18 protein-coding genes are annotated in these 18757 nt (G+C 63.4%); 11 read left to right on the top strand and 7 right to left on the bottom strand.

Going from position 1 to position 18757, the window contains the following annotated elements; genetic code table 11:
* The first annotated feature begins 135 nt into the window (after window positions 1-135).
* The 3 genes from JYG36_RS07595 (at window position 136) to JYG36_RS07585 (ending at window position 3917) form a co-directional block, all read left to right on the top strand.
* Complete coding sequence (locus JYG36_RS07595) at window positions 136-1425, top strand: M18 family aminopeptidase (protein WP_045195457.1); 1290 nt, start codon at window positions 136-138, stop codon at window positions 1423-1425.
* A 119-nt stretch (window positions 1426-1544) separates the two neighbouring features.
* Window positions 1545-1709, top strand: a complete 165-nt coding sequence (locus JYG36_RS07590) for a hypothetical protein (RefSeq protein WP_176794228.1) — start codon at window positions 1545-1547, stop codon at window positions 1707-1709.
* 48 nt (window positions 1710-1757) lie between these two features.
* The gene (locus tag JYG36_RS07585; RefSeq protein WP_093380379.1) at window positions 1758-3917 is read left to right on the top strand and encodes a mechanosensitive ion channel family protein; all 2160 of its coding nucleotides are present in this window, start codon (window positions 1758-1760) and stop codon (window positions 3915-3917) included.
* On the opposite strand, the gene phnR is transcribed toward JYG36_RS07585, so the two are convergent.
* On the bottom strand, window positions 3914-4627 hold the full coding sequence (gene phnR / locus JYG36_RS07580) for a phosphonate utilization transcriptional regulator PhnR (protein ID WP_213603493.1): 714 nt from the start codon (window positions 4625-4627) through the stop codon (window positions 3914-3916). The genes JYG36_RS07585 and phnR overlap by 4 nt on opposite strands.
* A 290-nt stretch (window positions 4628-4917) precedes the next feature.
* Between phnR and JYG36_RS07575 the strand changes: the two genes are divergently transcribed.
* The 6 genes from JYG36_RS07575 (at window position 4918) to JYG36_RS07550 (ending at window position 10201) form a co-directional block, all read left to right on the top strand.
* Entirely contained in the window at window positions 4918-5982 is a 1065-nt protein-coding gene (locus tag JYG36_RS07575) for an ABC transporter substrate-binding protein (protein WP_213603492.1), read from the top strand.
* Window positions 5983-6101: 119 nt separating this feature from the next.
* Window positions 6102-6908, top strand: a complete 807-nt coding sequence (locus JYG36_RS07570) for an alkaline phosphatase family protein (RefSeq protein ID WP_093380371.1) — start codon at window positions 6102-6104, stop codon at window positions 6906-6908.
* A gap of 5 nt (window positions 6909-6913) precedes the next feature.
* Window positions 6914-7747, top strand: coding sequence for an ABC transporter permease (locus tag JYG36_RS07565; RefSeq protein ID WP_176794327.1), 834 nt, complete (start codon window positions 6914-6916; stop codon window positions 7745-7747).
* Window positions 7734-8531 (top strand): ABC transporter permease, encoded by a 798-nt coding sequence (locus JYG36_RS07560; RefSeq protein WP_093380368.1) that lies wholly within the window; start codon window positions 7734-7736, stop codon window positions 8529-8531. Before JYG36_RS07565 ends, JYG36_RS07560 begins: the two co-directional genes overlap by 14 nt.
* A 1-nt stretch (window position 8532) precedes the next feature.
* Entirely contained in the window at window positions 8533-9522 is a 990-nt protein-coding gene (locus tag JYG36_RS07555; protein WP_093380365.1) for an ABC transporter ATP-binding protein, read from the top strand.
* Window positions 9523-9547: 25 nt separating this feature from the next.
* Window positions 9548-10201, top strand: a complete 654-nt coding sequence (locus JYG36_RS07550; protein WP_213603491.1) for an HAD family hydrolase — start codon at window positions 9548-9550, stop codon at window positions 10199-10201.
* A gap of 75 nt (window positions 10202-10276) precedes the next feature.
* Here JYG36_RS07550 and JYG36_RS07545 read toward each other — a convergent pair whose 3' ends face one another.
* Window positions 10277-11239 carry a zinc-binding dehydrogenase gene (locus tag JYG36_RS07545; RefSeq protein WP_093380360.1) on the bottom strand — a complete coding sequence of 321 codons (963 nt, stop codon included), beginning with the start codon at window positions 11237-11239 and terminating at the stop codon, window positions 10277-10279.
* A gap of 140 nt (window positions 11240-11379) precedes the next feature.
* Between JYG36_RS07545 and JYG36_RS07540 the strand changes: the two genes are divergently transcribed.
* Together JYG36_RS07540 and JYG36_RS07535 are read left to right on the top strand one after the other, a co-directional pair.
* Window positions 11380-13467 carry a carboxy terminal-processing peptidase gene (locus tag JYG36_RS07540; RefSeq protein WP_176794227.1) on the top strand — a complete coding sequence of 696 codons (2088 nt, stop codon included), beginning with the start codon at window positions 11380-11382 and terminating at the stop codon, window positions 13465-13467.
* Between the two features lie 122 nt (window positions 13468-13589).
* A complete protein-coding gene (locus JYG36_RS07535; protein ID WP_045195476.1) occupies window positions 13590-15368 on the top strand; it encodes a bifunctional diguanylate cyclase/phosphodiesterase in 1779 nt (592 codons plus the stop codon).
* Here the strand turns inward: JYG36_RS07535 and JYG36_RS07530 are convergent.
* From JYG36_RS07530 to pcaQ, 5 genes are all read right to left on the bottom strand, one after another.
* Window positions 15344-15715, bottom strand: coding sequence for a hypothetical protein (locus tag JYG36_RS07530; protein WP_010224211.1), 372 nt, complete (start codon window positions 15713-15715; stop codon window positions 15344-15346). The two genes, JYG36_RS07535 and JYG36_RS07530, sit on opposite strands and share 25 nt — an antisense overlap.
* Window positions 15712-16050 carry a helix-turn-helix domain-containing protein gene (locus JYG36_RS07525; protein WP_045195479.1) on the bottom strand — a complete coding sequence of 113 codons (339 nt, stop codon included), beginning with the start codon at window positions 16048-16050 and terminating at the stop codon, window positions 15712-15714. Before JYG36_RS07525 ends, JYG36_RS07530 begins: the two co-directional genes overlap by 4 nt.
* Before the next feature lie 98 nt (window positions 16051-16148).
* Window positions 16149-16589: a YkvA family protein gene (locus JYG36_RS07520; RefSeq protein WP_045195481.1), complete on the bottom strand. Its 441-nt coding sequence runs from the start codon at window positions 16587-16589 to the stop codon at window positions 16149-16151.
* A 280-nt stretch (window positions 16590-16869) separates the two neighbouring features.
* Window positions 16870-17598: a BamJ family beta-barrel-assembly machinery protein gene (gene bamJ / locus JYG36_RS07515; RefSeq protein WP_045195483.1), complete on the bottom strand. Its 729-nt coding sequence runs from the start codon at window positions 17596-17598 to the stop codon at window positions 16870-16872.
* 220 nt (window positions 17599-17818) lie between these two features.
* A complete protein-coding gene (gene pcaQ, locus JYG36_RS07510) occupies window positions 17819-18751 on the bottom strand; it encodes a pca operon transcription factor PcaQ (protein WP_213603490.1) in 933 nt (310 codons plus the stop codon).
* Window positions 18752-18757: the final 6 nt, after the last annotated feature.

Here is an 18757-nt window from a genome sequence, read left to right as displayed (position 1 = left end):
AGCGGCAAGCTTCAAGCTTCAAGCTTCAAGCTTCAAGCTTCAAGCAGTCACCCTGCATTGAGTTGCGCCGCCTCTTGCAGCTTGCAGCTTGCAGCTCACCCGCTAAAATGCCGCCACTGCTGTCTGGAGTGACCTATGCGCGATGCACTGAATCAAGGCCTGATCGACTTCCTCAAGGCCTCCCCTACGCCGTTCCATGCCACCGCCGCCCTGGCCCAGCGCCTCGATGCCGCCGGTTACCAGCGCCTGGACGAGCGCGACAGCTGGGCCACCGTGGCCGGCGGTCGCTACTACCTGACCCGCAACGATTCCTCGATCATCGCCTTCAAGCTCGGCCGTCACTCGCCGCTGCTCGACGGCATCCGCCTGGTCGGTGCCCACACCGACAGCCCGTGCCTGCGGGTCAAGCCGCAGCCCGAACTGCAGCGCCAGGGCTTCTGGCAGCTGGGCGTGGAAGTCTACGGTGGCGCCCTGCTGGCGCCGTGGTTCGACCGTGACCTGTCGCTGGCCGGGCGGGTAACCTTCCGCCGTGACGGCAAGGTCGAAAGCCAGCTGGTCGATTTCAAGCTGCCGATCGCAGTGATCCCGAACCTGGCGATCCACCTCAATCGCACCGCCAACGAAGGCTGGGCGATCAACCCGCAGACCGAGCTGCCGCCGATCCTGGCCCAGGTGGCTGGTGACGAGCGCGTCGATTTTCGTGCCCTGCTTACCGACCAGCTGGCCCGCGAGCACGGCCTGAACGCCGATGTGGTGCTGGACTACGAACTGAGCTTCTACGACACCCAGAGCGCCGCCCTGATTGGCCTGCATGGCGAGTTCATCGCCGGCGCACGCCTGGACAACCTGCTGTCGTGCTATGCCGGCCTGCAGGCGCTGCTCAACGCCGACAGCGATGAAACCTGCGTGCTGGTGTGCAACGACCACGAAGAGGTGGGTTCCTGCTCGGCCTGTGGCGCCGACGGGCCGATGCTCGAACAGACCCTGCGCCGCCTGCTGCCCGACGGCGACGACTTCGTCCGCGCGATCCAGCGCTCGCTGCTGGTCTCGGCCGACAACGCCCACGGCGTGCACCCCAACTATGCCGAGAAGCACGACGGCAATCACGGGCCCAAGCTCAATGCCGGCCCGGTGATCAAGGTCAACAACAACCAGCGCTACGCCACCAACAGCGAAACCGCCGGCTTCTTCCGCCACCTGTGCATGGCCGAGGAAGTACCGGTGCAAAGCTTCGTGGTGCGCAGCGACATGGGTTGCGGCTCGACCATCGGCCCGATCACCGCCAGCCACCTGGGCGTGCGCACCGTCGACATCGGCCTGCCGACCTTCGCCATGCACTCGATCCGCGAGCTGTGCGGCAGCCAGGACCTGGCGCACCTGGTGAAAGTGCTGACGGCGTTCTATCGCAGTCGCGATTTGCCTTGATGAAAGCATCGCGGGTCAAGTCGACCCGCGATGAGGCCCGCCAGCCTGACCCCGATCAACCCCTCGCCGGCGAATCCCGCTATGCTTGAGCCATAACTCTCAAGTAAGGACCTTGCCGCATGTCAGCCTTTGCCTCTCTGTTCCTTCCGGTCATCGCCGGCCTGATCCTGCTGACCGTAGGCTTCAACCTGCGCGATCGCAATATCGGCGTGTTGATGATGTGGGTCGGCACCCTGGGCATGATCGGCATCATGTGCTGGAAGATCCTCGAGAAACTCAACTGACAAATACACTACACTCGGGCGATTGATCGTTTTGAGGTTGATTGTCCGGTGCCTGTCTTTTTCCGCGTTTTTCTCCTGCTCCTGCCCTTGCTCTTCGTTGCGCCCGCGCACGCCGCCGGCCTGCCGGGCCTGCTCGGTGGCGGCAGCAAGGCCCAGCCCGAAGCTAGCGAACCCCTGGGCCAGTCACTGGACGAAGTCATCAAGAGCCTGGAAAACGACCAGCAGCGGGCCAAGCTGCTGGCCGACCTGAAAAAGCTGCGCGACAGCACCAAACAGGCGCAACCCAGCGCCGAACAAGGCGTACTGGGCCTGATCGGCACGACCTTCGGCGAGCTGGAAAAACAGTTCAGCGGTGAGGCCAGCCCGTTCAACCGCTGGACCCGCGAGCTGGAGCTGGCGCAGATCGAGCTCGACGCCCGCCTGGTGCCCTGGCACGAATGGCCACCGATCCTCTTCGGCTTTGCCGCGATCATCGCCCTGTGGAGCCTGCTGGCCTACGCCCTGAACTGGGTCGGCCACCAGGTCCGGCTGCGCTTTGGCCTGACCGAAGAACTGCCGCAACACCCGCGCACCTGGGACCTGGTGCGCTTCGCCTTGCGCAAGCTCGGGCCCTGGCTGGTGGCGCTGGTGATCACCGTGTACCTGAGCTTTGCCCTGCCCTCGTCACTGGGCAAGTCGATGGCCATGGTCCTGGCCTACGCGCTGGTGGTCGGTACCTGCTTCTCGGCAATCTGCGTCATCGCCTTCTCCCTGCTTGACGGCCCGCACCGCCACCGCGCCCTGCACATCCTGCGCCACCAGGCGTTCCGCCCGCTGTGGCTGATTGGCAGCTTCGCCGCCTTCGGCGAGGCCATGAACGACCCGCGCATGGCCAGCGCCCTGGGCGATCACCTCTCGCACACCCTGGCGACCCTGGCCAACATCCTCGCCGGGCTGTCGACCGGGTTGTTCATCCTGCGCTTTCGCCGGCCCATCGCCCACCTGATCCGCAACCAGCCGCTGTCACGACGGCTGACCCGCCGGGCCTTGAGCGACACCATCGAAATCCTTGGCACTTTCTGGTACCTGCCGGCGCTGGTGCTGGTGGCGATTTCGCTGTTTGCCACGTTCATTTCCGCCGGCGACACCAGCACTGCCCTGCGCCAGTCACTGATGTGCACGGTGCTGCTGATCTTGTGCATGGTCATCAACGGCCTGGTCCGTCGCCACGGGCTCAAGCCGCAACGGGCCAACCGCCGCCAGGCGGTGTACTCGGAGCGCTTGCGCAGCTTTGGCTACACCCTGGTGCACCTGGGCATCTGGCTGGTGTTCATCGAACTTGGCTTGCGCGTCTGGGGCTTTTCGCTGATCACCTTCACCGAGGGCGAAGGCCATGAGGTGGCGGTGCGCCTGTTCGGCCTGGCCGGCACCCTGATCGCCGCCTGGCTGGTGTGGATTCTCGCCGACACCGCCGTGCACCACGCCCTCACCCGCTCGCGCAAAGGCCTGGCCAACGCTCGTGCGCAAACCATGATGCCGCTGATCCGCAACGTGCTGTTCGTGACGATCTTCATCATTGCGGTGATCGTCGCCCTGGCCAACATGGGCATGAACGTCACCCCGCTGCTGGCCGGTGCCGGTGTCATCGGCCTGGCCATCGGTTTTGGCGCGCAATCGCTGGTCGCCGACCTGATCACCGGGCTGTTCATCATCATCGAAGACTCCCTGGCCATCGATGATTACGTCGATGTCGGCGGCCACCTGGGCACGGTCGAGGGCCTGACCATCCGTACCGTGCGCCTGCGCGATATCGACGGCATCGTCCACACCATCCCGTTCAGCGAGATCAAGAGCATCAAGAACTACTCCCGCGAGTTCGGCTACGCGATCTTTCGCGTGGCCATCCCGCACAGCATGAACATCGACCAGGCAATCACCCTGATCCGCGATGTCGGGCAGAAGATGCGCAACGACCCGCTGATGCGCCGCAACATCTGGTCGCCGCTGGAGCTGCAAGGGGTGGAGAGCTTCGAGTCGGGCTCGGCGATCCTGCGTGCGCGCTTCAAGACCGCGCCGATCAAGCAGTGGGAAGTGTCGCGGGCCTTCAACCTGGCGCTCAAACGCCAGCTCGACGAATCCGGCCTGGACCTGGCTACCCCGCGCCTGAGCGTACAGGTGATCACCGCCGACGCCAGCACACCGTTCAGCGAAAGCCCGCCCAAGTCCTAACCGGCTTGAGCCTTGATGCGGATTGCGTCATGGCGCCAGTACTCAAGGTCACAGTCGATCAGCCGCCCGTGCTGGTCGCTGTTGACCCGGGTAATGTGCAGGCCGGGGCTACCGGCCGACACTTTAAGCGCCAGCGCTGCCGCTACCGGCAAGGCGGTCGGCAGGATCTCGAAGCGCACCCGTCCGTACTCGATGCCGTAGTGGCCGGCATACAACTCGGTCAGCGAGCGGCTCAGGTCGTGCTCAAGAATGCCCGGGAAGTATTCGGGGTTCAGGTAGTGCTCGGCATACAGCACCGCCCGGCCATCGATCCGGCGTAACCGGCAGATCTGGATCACGCTCGACAGCGGCGCCAGTTGCAGCCGCGCACACACCGCTGCCGCTGCTGGCTGCAGGCGCGCCGACAACAACTCGGTACGCGCCTCGCGGCCCTGCTCGCGGACCATGGCATGAAAGTGGCTGCGCTCGATCAGGTCGTAGGTCAGGCGCTCGGGCGCGACGAACCAGCCGCGGCGTTCCTCGCGGTAAATCAAACCCCGCGCCTCCAGTTGCACCAGCGCCTCACGCAAGGTGATGCGCGTGGTGTCGAACACCTCGCTGAGCTTGCGCTCGGCCGGCAGCTTGCAGCCGGGCGACAGGAGGCCATGCTCAATCTGCTCCTGCAGGGCATGACAGATGGCTGTTACTGCTCGCGGTGGCAGTGGCTGCATCAAAGGTTACCTATCTGGACTAGTCCAGCCCCCGTAGCGCCCCAATCTGGCGCCGTAGGGCTATGAGAATAGTGCAAGCCTAGGCACTGCAGATGAATGCCAGATGACAGTGAGGGTGGTCTACGCTTGATTTCCAGGGGCAAAAGCCCGGCCGGGGCAATGCCTGGACATCAAATTGTCATGCAACAGGCCTACCTTGGCTCAGGTATTGCTGACCTAGACCAACCGAACCGCAACAACGTCCAACAACACCTTTTGCGTGTTGTACGGCACCCATCAAGGAGCTTCGGATGAAAAAGCTTTTTCTGGCGTCACTGTTAGGCTCGAGTATCGCGTTGTGCACAGCGGCCATGGCCGCCGACACTGACCTCAAGGCCCTCGAGGACGCCGCCCGCAAGGAAGGCGTAGTCAACAGCGTGGGCATGCCCGATGCCTGGGCCAACTGGAAAGGCACCTGGGACGACCTGGCGACAAAATACGGCCTCAAGCACATGGACACCGACATGAGCTCGGCCCAGGAAGTGGCCAAGTTCGACGCCGAAAAAGACAACGCCAGCGCCGACATCGGTGACGTCGGCGCCGCCTTCGGCCCGATCGCGGTGGCCAAGGGCGTGACCCAGCCGTACAAGCCAAGCACCTGGGAGCAGGTCCCGGACTGGGCCAAGGACAAAGACGGCCACTGGGCCCTGGCCTATACCGGCACCATTGCCTTCATCATCAACAAGCAACTGGTGAAGGAGGCAGACATCCCGAAAACCTGGCATGACCTGGAAAAGGGCAAGTACAAGGTCGCCATCGGTGACGTCGGCACCGCCGCCCAGGCTGCCAACGGTGTTCTGGCCGCTGCCATCGCCTATAAAGGCGACGAGAGCAACATCGAACCAGGCCTGCAGCTGTTCACCAAGCTGGCCCAGCAAAAACGCCTGTCGCTGGCCAACCCGACCATCCAGACCCTGGAGAAGGGCGAGATCGAAGTCGGCGTGGTCTGGGACTTCAACGGCCTGAGCTACCGCCAGCAGATCGACCCGAAACGCTTCGAGGTGCTGATCCCGTCTGACGGTTCGGTGATGTCCGGTTACACCACCATCATCAACAAGTACGCAAAAAACCCCAACGCCGCCAAGCTGACCCGCGAGTACATCTTCAGCGATGCCGGGCAGATCAACCTGGCCAAGGGGCATGCCCGGCCGATCCGTGCCGAGCACCTGAAACTGCCGGCTGAGGTACAGGCCAAACTGCTGCCCAACGAGCAGTACAGCGCCGCGCAGCCGATCAAGAATGCCGAAGCCTGGGAAGCGACCTCCAAGGCCCTGCCGCAGAAGTGGCAGGAGCAAGTGATCATCGAGATGGAGTGAACCCATCGCGGGTCAAGTCGGATCGCCGCACCGCCGCTCCCACGGAGATCCCCGTGGGAGCGGCGGTGCGACGACTCGACTTGACCCGCGATGCGGCCACCACATAACCCGGAGATACCATGAACCACAACGTCATCCTGGTCTTGCTCGATGGCCTCAACCATCAGGTCGCGCACCACGCCATGGGCCATCTGCATGCCTATGTCGAAGCCGACCGTGCAGCGCTTTACCGGGTCGAATGCGAGCTGCCGTCGTTGTCACGGCCGCTGTACGAATGCATCCTCACCGGGGTCGCGCCGATCGACAGCGGCATCGTCCACAACAACGTCAACCGCCTCTCCAACCAGCGCAGCGTGTTCCACTACGCCCGCGAGGCCGGCCTGGGCACGGCCGCGGCGGCCTATCACTGGATGAGCGAGCTGTACAACCGCTCGCCCTTCGACCCGCTGCGCGACCGCCACACCCACGCCCCCAAGCTGCCGATCCAGCACGGGCTGTTCTATTACGCCGACCACTACCCCGATTCGCACCTGTTCGCCGACGCCGAGTACCTGCGCCGCCGTCATGCACCGAATTTTCTCCTGGTGCACCCGATGAACATCGACGACGCCGGCCACCGCCACGGCCTGGACAGCAGCCAGTACCGCAACAGCGCGCGCAGCGCCGATATTCTTCTGGCCGATTACCTGCGCACCTGGCTCGAAGAGGGCTATCAGGTATTGGTGACCGCCGACCACGGCATGAACAACGACCGCTCGCACAACGGCCTGCTGGCCGAAGAGCGCGAAGTGCCGCTGTTCGTCTTTGGCCAGGCGTTCAGCCTCGACCCGGCGGCCAAGCCGCTGCAGACCGAACTGTGTGGCACCATTTGCGAGTTGCTCGGCGTGCCCCACGACAAACCGGTATGCCGGGAGCTGCTCAAGTGAATTCGATCAAGCGCGGCAAATGGCTGGCCCTGCTCTGCCTGGTGCCTTTCGCGGTGTTTTTCATCATCTTCCAGATCGCCCCGCTGGCCTGGGTCATGCTCCACAGCGTGCAGGTGGAATCAAGCTGGGGCCTGGACAATTTCAGCAAGATATTCAGTTCCAGGTTCTACCGCCAGGCGATCCAGCACAGCCTGGAGATCAGCTTCTGGTCGAGCCTGTTCGGCATCCTCATCGCCATCCTCGGCAGCTACTCGTTGCGCCGGGTCGACTCGCGCCTGCGCGATTTCGTCAACGCCTTCGCCAACATGACCAGCAACTTCTCCGGGGTGCCGCTGGCCTTCGCCTTCATCATCCTGCTCGGCTTCAACGGCGCGCTGACCATGCTGCTGAAGCAGGCCGGGATCATCGAAGACTTCAACCTCTACTCCAAGACCGGGCTGATCATCCTCTACACCTATTTCCAGATCCCCCTCGGCGTGCTGCTGCTCTACCCGGCCTTCGACGCCCTGCGCGAAGACTGGCGCGAGTCCGCCGAGCTGCTCGGCGCTGGCGCCTGGCAATACTGGCGGCACATCGGCCTGCCGGTGCTGACCCCGGCGCTGCTGGGCACCTTCGTGATCCTCCTGGCCAACGCCCTGGGCGCCTATGCCACGGTCTATGCGCTGACCACCGGCAACTTCAACGTGCTGCCGATCCGCATCGCCGCGCTGGTGGCCGGCGACATCTCGCTGGACCCGAACCTGGCCAGCGCCCTGGCGGTCATCCTGGTCGGGCTGATGACCCTGGTGACCTTCGTCCATCAATGGCTATTGAAGCGGAGCTACCATGTCGCGCGCTGAACCGGGCACCTCGTCGCTGTACCACCGCCTGGTGGTCTACTTGCTGTTCATCATCCTCTTGCTGCCGCTGGCCGGCACCCTGCTCTACTCGCTGGCCACCAGCTGGTCGGCGAGCCTGCTGCCCAGCGGCCTGACCTTCAAGTGGTACCTGGCGCTATGGAGCGACCCGCGCTTTCTCGCCGCCTTCGGCCAGTCGCTGCTGGTGTGTGTCGGCGCCCTGCTGTTGTCGGTGCTGTTGATATTGCCGCTGCTGTTCGTGGTGCATTACCACTTCCCGCGCCTCGATGCGCTGATGAACATCCTCATCCTGCTGCCCTTCGCGGTGCCGCCGGTGGTGTCGTCGGTGGGCCTGCTGCAGCTCTACGGCTCGGGGCCGATGGCCATGGTCGGCACGCCGTGGATCCTTATCGGTTGCTACTTCACCGTAGCCTTGCCGTTCATGTACCGGGCGATCACCAACAACCTGCAGGCGATCAACCTGCGCGACTTGATGGACGCCGCCCAGTTGCTGGGCGCCAGCACCTTCCAGGCGGCGTTCCTGGTGGTGCTGCCAAACCTGCGCAAGGGCCTGATGGTGGCCTTGCTGCTGTCGTTCTCGTTCCTGTTCGGCGAGTTCGTGTTCGCCAACCTGCTGGTCGGCACCCGCTACGAGACCCTGCAGGTGTACCTCAACAACATGCGTAACAGCAGTGGCCACTTCAACAGTGCCCTGGTGGTTTCCTATTTCCTCTTCGTGCTGGCGCTGACCTGGGCAGCCAACCGCCTGAACAAGGACAAGTCCTGATATGAGCTTTGTCAGCGTACAGAACCTGCAAAAAAGCTATGCCGGCAGCCCGGTGTTCAACGACATCAACTGCCAGATCGAACGCGGCGAATTCGTTACCCTGCTCGGCCCGTCCGGCTGCGGCAAGTCCACCCTGCTGCGCTGTATCGCCGGGCTGACCGCGGTGGACAGCGGGCGCATCTTGCTCGATGGCACCGACCTGGTGCCGCTCAGCCCGCAAAAACGCGGGATCGGCATGGTGTTCCAGAGCTATGCGCTGTTCCCCAACATGACCGTCGAACAGAACGTCGCCTTCGGCCTGCGCATGCAGAAGGTCAACAGCGACGACAGCCAGGCGCGGGTCCGCGAGGTACTGCAACTGGTCGAGCTGCAGGACTTCGCCCGGCGCTACCCGCACCAGTTGTCCGGCGGCCAGTGCCAGCGCGTGGCCCTGGCCCGCTCGCTGGTCACCCGCCCGCGCCTGCTGCTGCTCGACGAGCCGCTGTCGGCGCTGGATGCGCGGATTCGCAAGCACCTGCGCGAGCAGATCCGCGCGATCCAGCGCGAGCTGGGCCTGACCACCATCTTCGTCACCCACGACCAGGAAGAAGCGCTGACCATGTCCGATCGCATCTTCCTCATGAACCAGGGCCGCATCGTCCAGAGCGGCGATGCCGAAACCCTCTATACCGCGCCGGTGGACGTGTTCGCCGCAGGCTTTATCGGCAACTACAACCTGCTCGACGCCGACAGCGCCAGCCGCCTGCTGCAGCGCCCGGTGAACAGCCGCCTGGCAATTCGCCCGGAAGCCATCGCCCTGAGCCTGGACGGCGAGCGGGAGGGGCTGGTACGCAGCCACAGCCTGCTGGGCAACGTGATCCGCTACCGGGTTGAAGCGCGCGGGGTAGAATTGCTGGTCGATGTGCTCAACCGCTCGTCCGCCGACCTGCACCCGGACGGCCAGCGGGTATCCTTGTCGATCGATCCCACCGCCCTCTGCGAAGTCGCCTGAGGGTTGCACAGGAGTTTTTCTGAATATGGCACTCGCGATTTTCGATCTGGATGAAACCCTGATCCACGGTGACTGCGCCACGCTCTGGAGCGAGCAGATGGGCCGTCTGGGCTGGGTCGATCCAGCGTCTTTCATGCGCACCAACAACGAACTGATGGACGCCTACAGCCATGGCAAGCTGCGCATGGAAGACTACATGGCCTTCAGCCTGGAACCTTTGATCGGCCGCACCCCGGAAGAAGTCGAGCACCTTGTAGCGCCCTGGGTGGAAGATTTCATCGAACCGATCATCTTCAGCGACGCCACCAAGACCATCGCCGCCCACCGCAAGGCCGGCGACCGGATCCTGGTGATTTCGGCTTCCGGCACCCACCTGGTCAAGCCGATTGCCGAACGTCTGGGCATCGATGAGATTCTCGGCATTGAGCTGGAGGTTGAGCGCGGTGTTTACAACGGCAAGACCAAGGGCGTGCTGACCTACCGCGAAGGCAAGATCACCCGTTTGCTGGAATGGCTCGACCAGGAAGAAGAGAACCTTGAAGGCGCGAGTTTCTACTCGGATTCACGCAACGACCTGCCGTTGCTGCTGAAGGTGGATTTCCCGCATGTGGTCAATCCGGATCCGGTGTTGCGCGAGCAGGCCGAGACTCAAGGCTGGCCGATTCATAGCTGGAAATGATTGAAGCCATCGCGGGGCAAGCCGCTCCTGTGGGAGCGGCGGTGCGACGACTCGACTTGCCCCGCGATTGGCGGTTTACACCAGACTCTCGTCGATCACCAGCACCAGCTTGCCCGACACCTGATTGCCGGCAAGCTCGGCAAACGCCGCCTCGGCATCCTTGATCGGGAAGGCCCTGGCCAGTTGCGGCTTGAGCCGGCCTTCGCTGAACAGCGGCCACACTTGCTGGCCGAGGTCGCTGAGCAGGTCTGCCTTGAACTGGTCATCGCGGGTGCGCAAGGTCGAACCCAGGACCTGTATGCGCTTGCCCAGCAGTTGCGCCAGGTCCAGCTCGGCCTTGCGCCCGCCCATCAAGCCGATGATCACCCAGCGCCCGTCACGGGCCAGCAGCTTGAGGTTGAGCTCGGCATAGTTGGCGCCAACCGGGTCGAGAATCACGTTGAACGGGGCAAAGTCATTCAGTGCCTCGAGGTCTTCACCGCGAACCACGCCGCCGCTGGCCCCCAGGCCTTCGCAGTAGGCCAGCCGCTCGGCCGAGCCGACGCTGACCCAGCACGGGCTGCCAAAGGCCTTGCACAGCTGGATCGCCGCCGAGCCGACACCGCTGGCCCCGGCATGCAGCAAGACTTTCTCACCGGGCTTGAGCGCGGCCAGCTGGAACACATTAAGCCAGGCCGTGGCATACACCTCGGGGATTGCCGCCGCTTCCTGCAGGCTCAAGCCCTCGGGCACCGGCAGTACGTGGCGGCCATCGACCACCACTTCCTCGGCCATGCCGCCACCGGCGAGCAAGGCACAGACCCGATCGCCGACCTGCCAGGAAGAACCGGCGCCCACTTCGCTGATCACCCCCGAGCACTCCAGGCCGAGAAATTCGCTGGCCCCCGGTGGTGGCGGGTAGAGCCCGGCACGCTGGAGCAGGTCGGCGCGATTGAGGCCGGCGGCGGCCACGCGAATTCGTACTTGACCGATATCGCAAGTTGGACTTGTCGTCGCAACCCACTCCACATGTCCGTCAACGCCTTGCAATGCCTTCACAGTGCCTCCATAGTTGAGTCATGACTGAGCCCGGGAGCTGTAGCCCCGGGCTTTTTGCATTATGCGTCCGGTTTTCATGGAACCGGCGAATTCAAAGACGGCCTAATATGCGTGATCAATTGTCCCTACGTCGAATCAGCATGAAGCATTTTCTGCCAAGCACCACCCTCGCCCTGTTGATCGGTCTGGGCAGTCTGCCATTGGCGGGCAGTGCATGGGCCGCCAACAGCTGGGATAAGCTCCAGCCCGACCGCGATGAAGTGGTCGCCAGCCTGAACGTGGTCGAGCTGCTCAAGCGCCACCACTACAGCAAGCCGCCGCTCAACGATGCGCGCTCGGTGATCATCTACGACAGCTACCTCAAACTCCTTGATCCTGCGCGCAGCTACTTCACTGCCAGCGACATCGCCGAGTTCGACAAGTGGAAGACCCAGTTCGACGATTTCCTCAAAAGCGGCAATCTCGACCCCGGCTTCACCATCTACAAGCGCTACCTGGACCGGGTCAAATCGCGCCTGGACTTCGCCCTCGCCGAGCTGAGCAAGGGCGTCGACAACTTCGACTTCACCACCCATGAGACCTTGCTGATCGATCGCAAGGACGCCCCGTGGATGAAGAACCAGGCCGAGCTCGACGACCTCTGGCGCAAACGCGTCAAGGATGAAGTGCTGCGCCTGAAGATCGCCGGCAAAGAACCCAAGGCAATCCAGGAACTGCTGACCAAGCGCTACAAGAACCAGCTCACGCGCCTGGACCAGACCCGCGCCGAAGACATCTTCCAGGCCTATATCAACACCTTCGCCCAGTCCTACGACCCGCACACCAACTACCTGTCGCCCGACAACGCAGAAAACTTCGATATCAACATGAGCCTGTCGCTCGAAGGTATCGGCGCCGTACTGCAAAGCGACAACGACCAGGTCAAGATCGTGCGCCTGGTGCCGGCCGGCCCTGCGGCCAAAACCAAATTGGTAGCTCCGGCCGACAAGATCATCGGCGTGGCCCAGGGCAACAAGGAAATGGTCGACGTGATCGGCTGGCGCCTGGACGAAGTGGTCAAGCTGATCCGCGGGCCGAAAGGTTCGGTGGTGCGCCTGGAAATCATCCCGGCCAGCAACGCCCCTAACGACCAGACCACCAAGATCGTGCCGATCACCCGTGAAGCGGTGAAACTCGAAGAGCAGGCGGCGAAAAAGTCGGTGCTCAAGCTCAAGCAGGACGGCCGTGACTACAAGCTCGGAATCATCGAGATTCCGGCCTTCTACCTCGACTTCAAGGCCTTCCGCGCCGGCGATCCGGAGTACAAGAGCACCACCCGCGACGTTAAAAAACTGCTGACCGAACTGCAGAAGGAAAAAGTCGACGGCGTGGTCATCGACCTGCGCAACAACGGCGGCGGCTCGCTGCAGGAAGCCACCGAGCTGACCAGCCTGTTCATCGACAAGGGCCCGACGGTGCTGGTGCGCAACAGCGACGGCCGCGTCGACGTGCTTGAAGACGAAAACAGCGGCGCCTTCTACAAAGGCCCGCTGGCACTGGTGGTCAACCGCCTGTCGGCCTCGGCTTCGGAGATTTTCGCCGGCGCCATGCAGGACTATCACCGCGCGCTGATCCTCGGCGGGCAGACCTTCGGCAAAGGCACGGTGCAAACCATCCAGCCGCTCAATCATGGCGAGCTGAAGCTGACCCTGGCCAAGTTCTACCGGGTTTCCGGGCAGAGCACCCAGCACCAGGGCGTGCTGCCGGACATCGACTACCCGTCGATCATCGACACCAAGGAAATCGGCGAAAGCGCCCTGCCCGAAGCCATGCCATGGGACACCATCCGCCCGGCGATCAAGCCTGCGGTCGACCCGTTCAAGCCGTTCCTGGCCCAGCTCAAGGCCCGTCACGACAGCCGTACGGCCAAGGATCCGGAGTTCGTCTACATCCGCGACCGCCTGGCCCTGACCCAGAAGCTGATGAACGAGAAAACCGTCAGCCTCAACGAGGCCGAACGCCGTGCCCAGCACGCCGATATCGAAAGCAAGCAGCTGGCGCTGGAAAACACCCGACGCAAGGCCAAGGGCGAAGAACCGCTCAAGGAACTGAAGAAGGAAGACGAAGACGCGCTGCCGGTCGAGCCGGACGATACCAAGCCCGAAGACGACGCCTACCTGAAGGAGTCCGGGTTGATCCTGCTGGACTACCTGGGGCTGAATTCGCAGGTGGCGCGCAACAACCCGTAAACCGGTGATGGCAAAATAATGTGACCGCGCTTCATTGCGTCATCAAATAGTCATCAGACTGTCGTGAAATAAGGGACTGAGCGCCGCGGGTGCTCAGTCCCTTTTTTCTAGGTAGGCCTGCCATGACCATCAACGAACAGCTCAGCGCGTTGAGCACCATCCTGGCTCAAAGCGGCTTGCACAGCCTGTTCCAACCCATTGTCTGCCTTTCCGAACGGCGCATCCTCGGCTACGAAGCGCTGAGTCGCGGCCCGTCCAACAGCCCGCTGCATTCGCCGATCAACCTGTTTGCCGTGGCCCGCCAGGCCGGGCGCCTGACCGAGCTGGAAGTGGCCTGCCGCGAGAGCGCCTGCCGGCGCTTCAGCCAGCAGAACCTTGAAGGCAAGCTGTTCCTCAACGTCTCGCCCGAGTCCCTGCTCGAACCGCAGTACCAGTCCGGGCGCACCCTGAAGATGCTCCACGAGCTGGGCGTGCCGCCCAGCCGGGTGGTGATCGAACTCACCGAACAGACCCCCACCGACGACTTCCAGCTGCTGTTCAACGCCCTGCACCACTACCGCGACATGGGCTTTTCCATCGCCCTGGATGATCTGGGGGCCGGTTATTCGAGCCTGCGCCTGTGGTCGGAGCTGCGCCCGGACTACGTCAAGATCGACCGCCACTTCATCGACGGCATTCACCTGGATGCGGTCAAGCGCGAGTTCGTCGGCTCGATCCTGCAGATCGCCCGGGCCTCGCGGGCCCAGGTGATTGCCGAAGGCATCGAGCTGGCCGAAGAGCTCAAGGTGCTCACCGAGATGGGCGTCGACCTGGTCCAGGGCTACTTGCTGGGCCGCCCGCAGGAACAGGCGGCGCGCGATGTGCAAAGCATGCTCGGGCAGCCGGTACAGGCGCTGCAGAGCCTCAATGAAGACAGCGGCAACCTCGCCGCGCTACTGATCGAACAACCGGCGGTGAACCGCGAGGCGCCCACCCCGCAGGTGCTGGAACTGTTTCGCAGCCAGGCCAACCTCAATTCCCTGGCGGTGCTCGACGCGCATGGGCAGCCGTGCGGCATCGTTCATCGCCATTCGCTCTCCGACGCACTGCTCAAGCCGTTTGCCACCGACCTGTTCGCGCGCAAGCCGATCAGCCGCTTGATGAGCGATGACTTTCTCGCCGTGGATCTGGGCCAATCGCTGCAACAGGTCAGCCGCCTCCTCACCAGCCGCGCCCGCCAGCGCATCGAGGAAGATTTCATCATCACCCACAACGGCCGCTACCTGGGCCTGGGGCGGGTGATCGACGTGCTCAAGCTGATCACCGAGCAGAAGATCCAACAGGCCCGCTATGCCAACCCGCTGACCCTGTTGCCGGGCAACGTACCGATCCAGCAGTGCCTGACCCGCCTGCTGCAACAGCAACGCGCAGCGGCGATCTGTTACGTCGATATCGACAGCTTCAAGCCGTTCAACGATATCTACGGGTATGCCCGTGGCGATGAGGTATTGCTGTGCCTGGCCCAGTGCCTGGGCGAACGGGTCGACCCCAGCCGCGATTTCGTCGGCCATATCGGCGGCGACGATTTCATGCTGGTGCTCGGCTCAGATGATTGGCAACAACGCTTGCAGTTGTTGCTGGAGGACTTTCACAAACAGTGCCGGCGCTTCTACCGGGCCGAGCACCTGCAGGCCGGGTGCTTCATCGCCACCGACCGCCAGGGCCGGCGCCAGGAATTTGCCCTGCTGTCGTTGTCGATCGGCGTGGTGCAGTTGCACCCGCAGGCCTGTGCCGGGCTCGATGCCGGGCAACTGGCGGAGTTGGCCTCACAGGCCAAGCACCAGGCCAAGGATGTGCCTGGGCACAGCCTGTACCTGATCGATACCGCCCCTGGCGCTCAGGCTTCTTCGTGTTCGGGGTAGCTGTACTCGAACACCCGCACCACTTCCGAGGCGTGCCAGGAGGCTGCGGCCATGCCATCGGACGGGCCGGAAAAGCGCCCCAGGCGCTCGACGCATTCGAAGAACCCGGTGCGCGGCAAGCGGCTGGCGCCCTGGCTGATCACCAGCGAGCTGCGCAGCGGCTGCTCGGCGCGGGCGTCGAGCGCGGCCAGGTGCTCCAGCGCCGCGGTCAGCGTTTGCATGGCCGGGCTGGGCAATTGCAGACGCTCGAGCAAGGCCCGGTAGGTCAGCAGGTGGCGCTGGCGGCGGGCGACATCCAGCTCGCCGAGCAGGCCTTCCCAGTGCTGGCGGCTGATGCGCACGCTCACGACGGCTCGCTCCAGCCAGCCACACCCAGCTCCCAGGCCAGGCTGCGGCGAATCGCGGCATCCGGCTGGCGTTCACCGCTTTCGATCAGCGCCAGGTACACAGGGCTGATACCGACGCTGCGCGCCAGTTGCTCCGGCGCCAGGCCCTTGCCCTCACGCAAACGCGCCAGCTCGCTGAAATTCGGCAAGCTGGCGCTGTCGGTGGCGCTTGAAGCTGTGTTTGCGCCGGCAAGTGGCTCGCCTTGCCCGGCAGCTTTAAGCAGTGCCTGGTACTGCTCCCAGGGAACAACCGCGTACTCGGGTTGACCGTCCCGGCTGATGACCTGAATACCCATTACAACCCCCTTGTAGGATTACGATATGTAATCGGTAGGCATAATCCTTATGCCAATTATATTACCAGCCAACAAGGGTGTGCAGGGTCGTGATGTGATCAGCTTTTTTCCTGTTCCAGGCGCAGGGCTTCGGGGGTGTCGGGCAGGCGCTCGACCACCCGCAGTTTTTCCGGTGCCTGGCGGTTGCGCCAGGCGCTGAACGCGGCCAGTTCATCAGACACCGCCTTCATCACCCAGGCCAGCACGGCGATGTCGTCGAGCATGCCGACGCCCAGCAGCCAGTCGGGGATCGCATCCAGCGGGCTGACAAAATACAGCAGCCCCGCCACCACGGTGATCAGTGCCTTGGGGCTGATTGCCCGGTACTCGCCGCGCCACCAGGCCAGGCACAGGGCCTGCATCAGGCGCACGTCCTCGCGCAGTTTGCCCAGCCGCGGACCTTTGCGCGCCACGGCAAAAATCAGCGCCGGCAAACGCCCGCGGCTGAGCAGGCGCTCGGCCAGGGGCAGAAATCGGGCGAAATTCCACGGTGCTTTCATACGGCCTCCAGGGCCAGTGCCAAGGAAGGTTATCCACAATAATTGTGGATAACCTTGTGAACAGAGCTCAGTTTCAGGCTCAAGGCGCCCGCCCGGCAAGGGTCCGGGTTAAATCGGGCGTTTTTTACACACCTGTTTCAATCGCGCAAACGTTTTGCCCGCTGCGCCCTGATTCATCAACAGCTGCAGTGACTAAGACCGTGCATGACCCTATGGGTTCGGTAAAACCCAGAAACGACAACGCCCCGTCGAGACGGGGCGTTGCAGGTATCAGCTGGCCTTACTCGGCAGCTGGATCGGCAGGCTCTTCAGCCTTGGCCGGGTCCTTGATGGCGATCAGTTCCAGATCGAACACCAGCACCGAGTTGGCCGGAATGGTCGGGCTCGGGCTCTGCGCGCCGTAAGCAAGGTCGGACGGGATGTACAGCTTGTACTTCTCGCCGACGTGCATCAGTTGCAGGCCTTCGACCCAACCCGGGATCACGCCGCTGACCGGCAGGTCGATCGGGCTGCCACGCTCGACGGAGCTGTCGAAGACCTTGCCGTCGATCAGCTTGCCTTCGTAGTGGACGGTAACCACGTCAGTCGGCTTTGGCTGGGCGCCGTCGGCCTTCTTGATGACTTCGTACTGCAGGCCCGAAGCGGTGGTGACCACGCCAGCCTTCTTGCCGTTTTCTTCGAGGAATTTCTTGCCGGCGGCAGCCGACTCTTCGCTCATTTTCACCAGGCGCTCTTCAGCGCGCTTCTGCAAGGCCGAGAAGGCTTCAACCAGCTCTTCGTCCTTGATCTTCTGTTCTTTCTTGCCAACGGCGTCTTCGATACCTTGAGCGACAGCTTTCGAATCAAGGTCGTCCATGCCTTCCTGAGCCAGGCTTTTGCCCATGTTCAGGCCAATACCGTAGGAGGCTTTCTGTGCCGGAGTCTTCAGCTCGACGCTGGTCTGCGAATCGCAACCCGCCAGTACCAGGCTAACCAGGGCAACCGCAGCCGCCAACCGATGCTGTTTCATGCTATTTCCTTGTTCATGCGCCAATAGGGCAATCGAGTAAAGCCGCGAGCTTATCAGGCGGCCACGACCAATGGCTACCGGCATGAGAGCAAGAAAACCCGGATAAGTTCAGCCAGATTAAACCTTCTTCATCCTCGGCTGCAGCCAGTGGCCAGTATTGACGGGACCGGGCGGTTGGGCAAATCCGCCGATGAGGTTTTGTAGCAGTTTGTATCGACGCTCAGGGATAACCGCCGTCGCGGTACTGCGCCGCCACTTCGCGCAAAACTTCGCACAGCCACTGTGCCGGCAAGGCCAGCGGCAAGGCGGCATTGCTGCAGATGCCGACCGAGCCGCCCGGCTCGCTGACACCCAGGTCCAGCTCGCACAATTCACCACGGCTGAGGTCGACGCGCACCGCATCGCGTGGCGCCACCCAGACCGCATCGCTGCCCTGTACATAACGACGGCTGAGGGCCGGCGACAGGGTTTCCAGGCGCTGCGCGGGTTGCTCGATGGCGCACTGCACGAACAGGCTGTCGGCGTGCTTGCGGATGGTCGTGCCGGCCAGCGGCAACACCAGCGGGTAGCGCCCGACCTGGCTGCGCTCGAGCGGCTGGCGGCCAAGCAAAGGATGGCCAGGGCGCACCACCAGCGACATCGACTCGCTGTACAGGTGCTCGAACATCAGCCCCTGGATCTGCGGGCTGTCGGTCATGCGCCCGATCACCAGGTCCAGCTCACCGACGTGCAACTGCCCCAGCAGGTGCGCGCTGGGGCCGGTGGCGACGCTGACCACCAGCGCCTCATGGCGCTGGTGCAGACGGCACAGCACTTCGGGCATCAGCAGGCTTTCGACGGTCGACAGCACGCCGACCCGCACCTGCGGCGGCGCATGCTCTTCACCGCGCAAGGTGCTCACACCTTCGCGCAAGGCCTGCACGCTGGGGCCGGCGTAGCGCATGAAACGCACCCCGGCCGGGGTCAGCTCGACGCCCTGCTTGCTGCGCTCGAACAGCCGCGTTTCAAGCAGCGCTTCAAGCTCCTTGAGGGTCTTGGAGATCGCTGGCTGACTGATCGCCATGGCATCGGCGGCCCTGGCGAAACTGCCCTGGCGGGCGATTTCGAGAAAGCACAGCAGGTGGCGGAATTTGATCCGGGTGTCGAGGTTCATCCGGGG

The organism is Pseudomonas sp. SORT22 (assembly GCF_018417635.1).
Taxonomy (GTDB): domain Bacteria; phylum Pseudomonadota; class Gammaproteobacteria; order Pseudomonadales; family Pseudomonadaceae; genus Aquipseudomonas.
The sequence above is the reverse complement of the archived record's forward strand: the minus strand, read 5'-3'. Positions and strand labels throughout refer to the sequence as shown.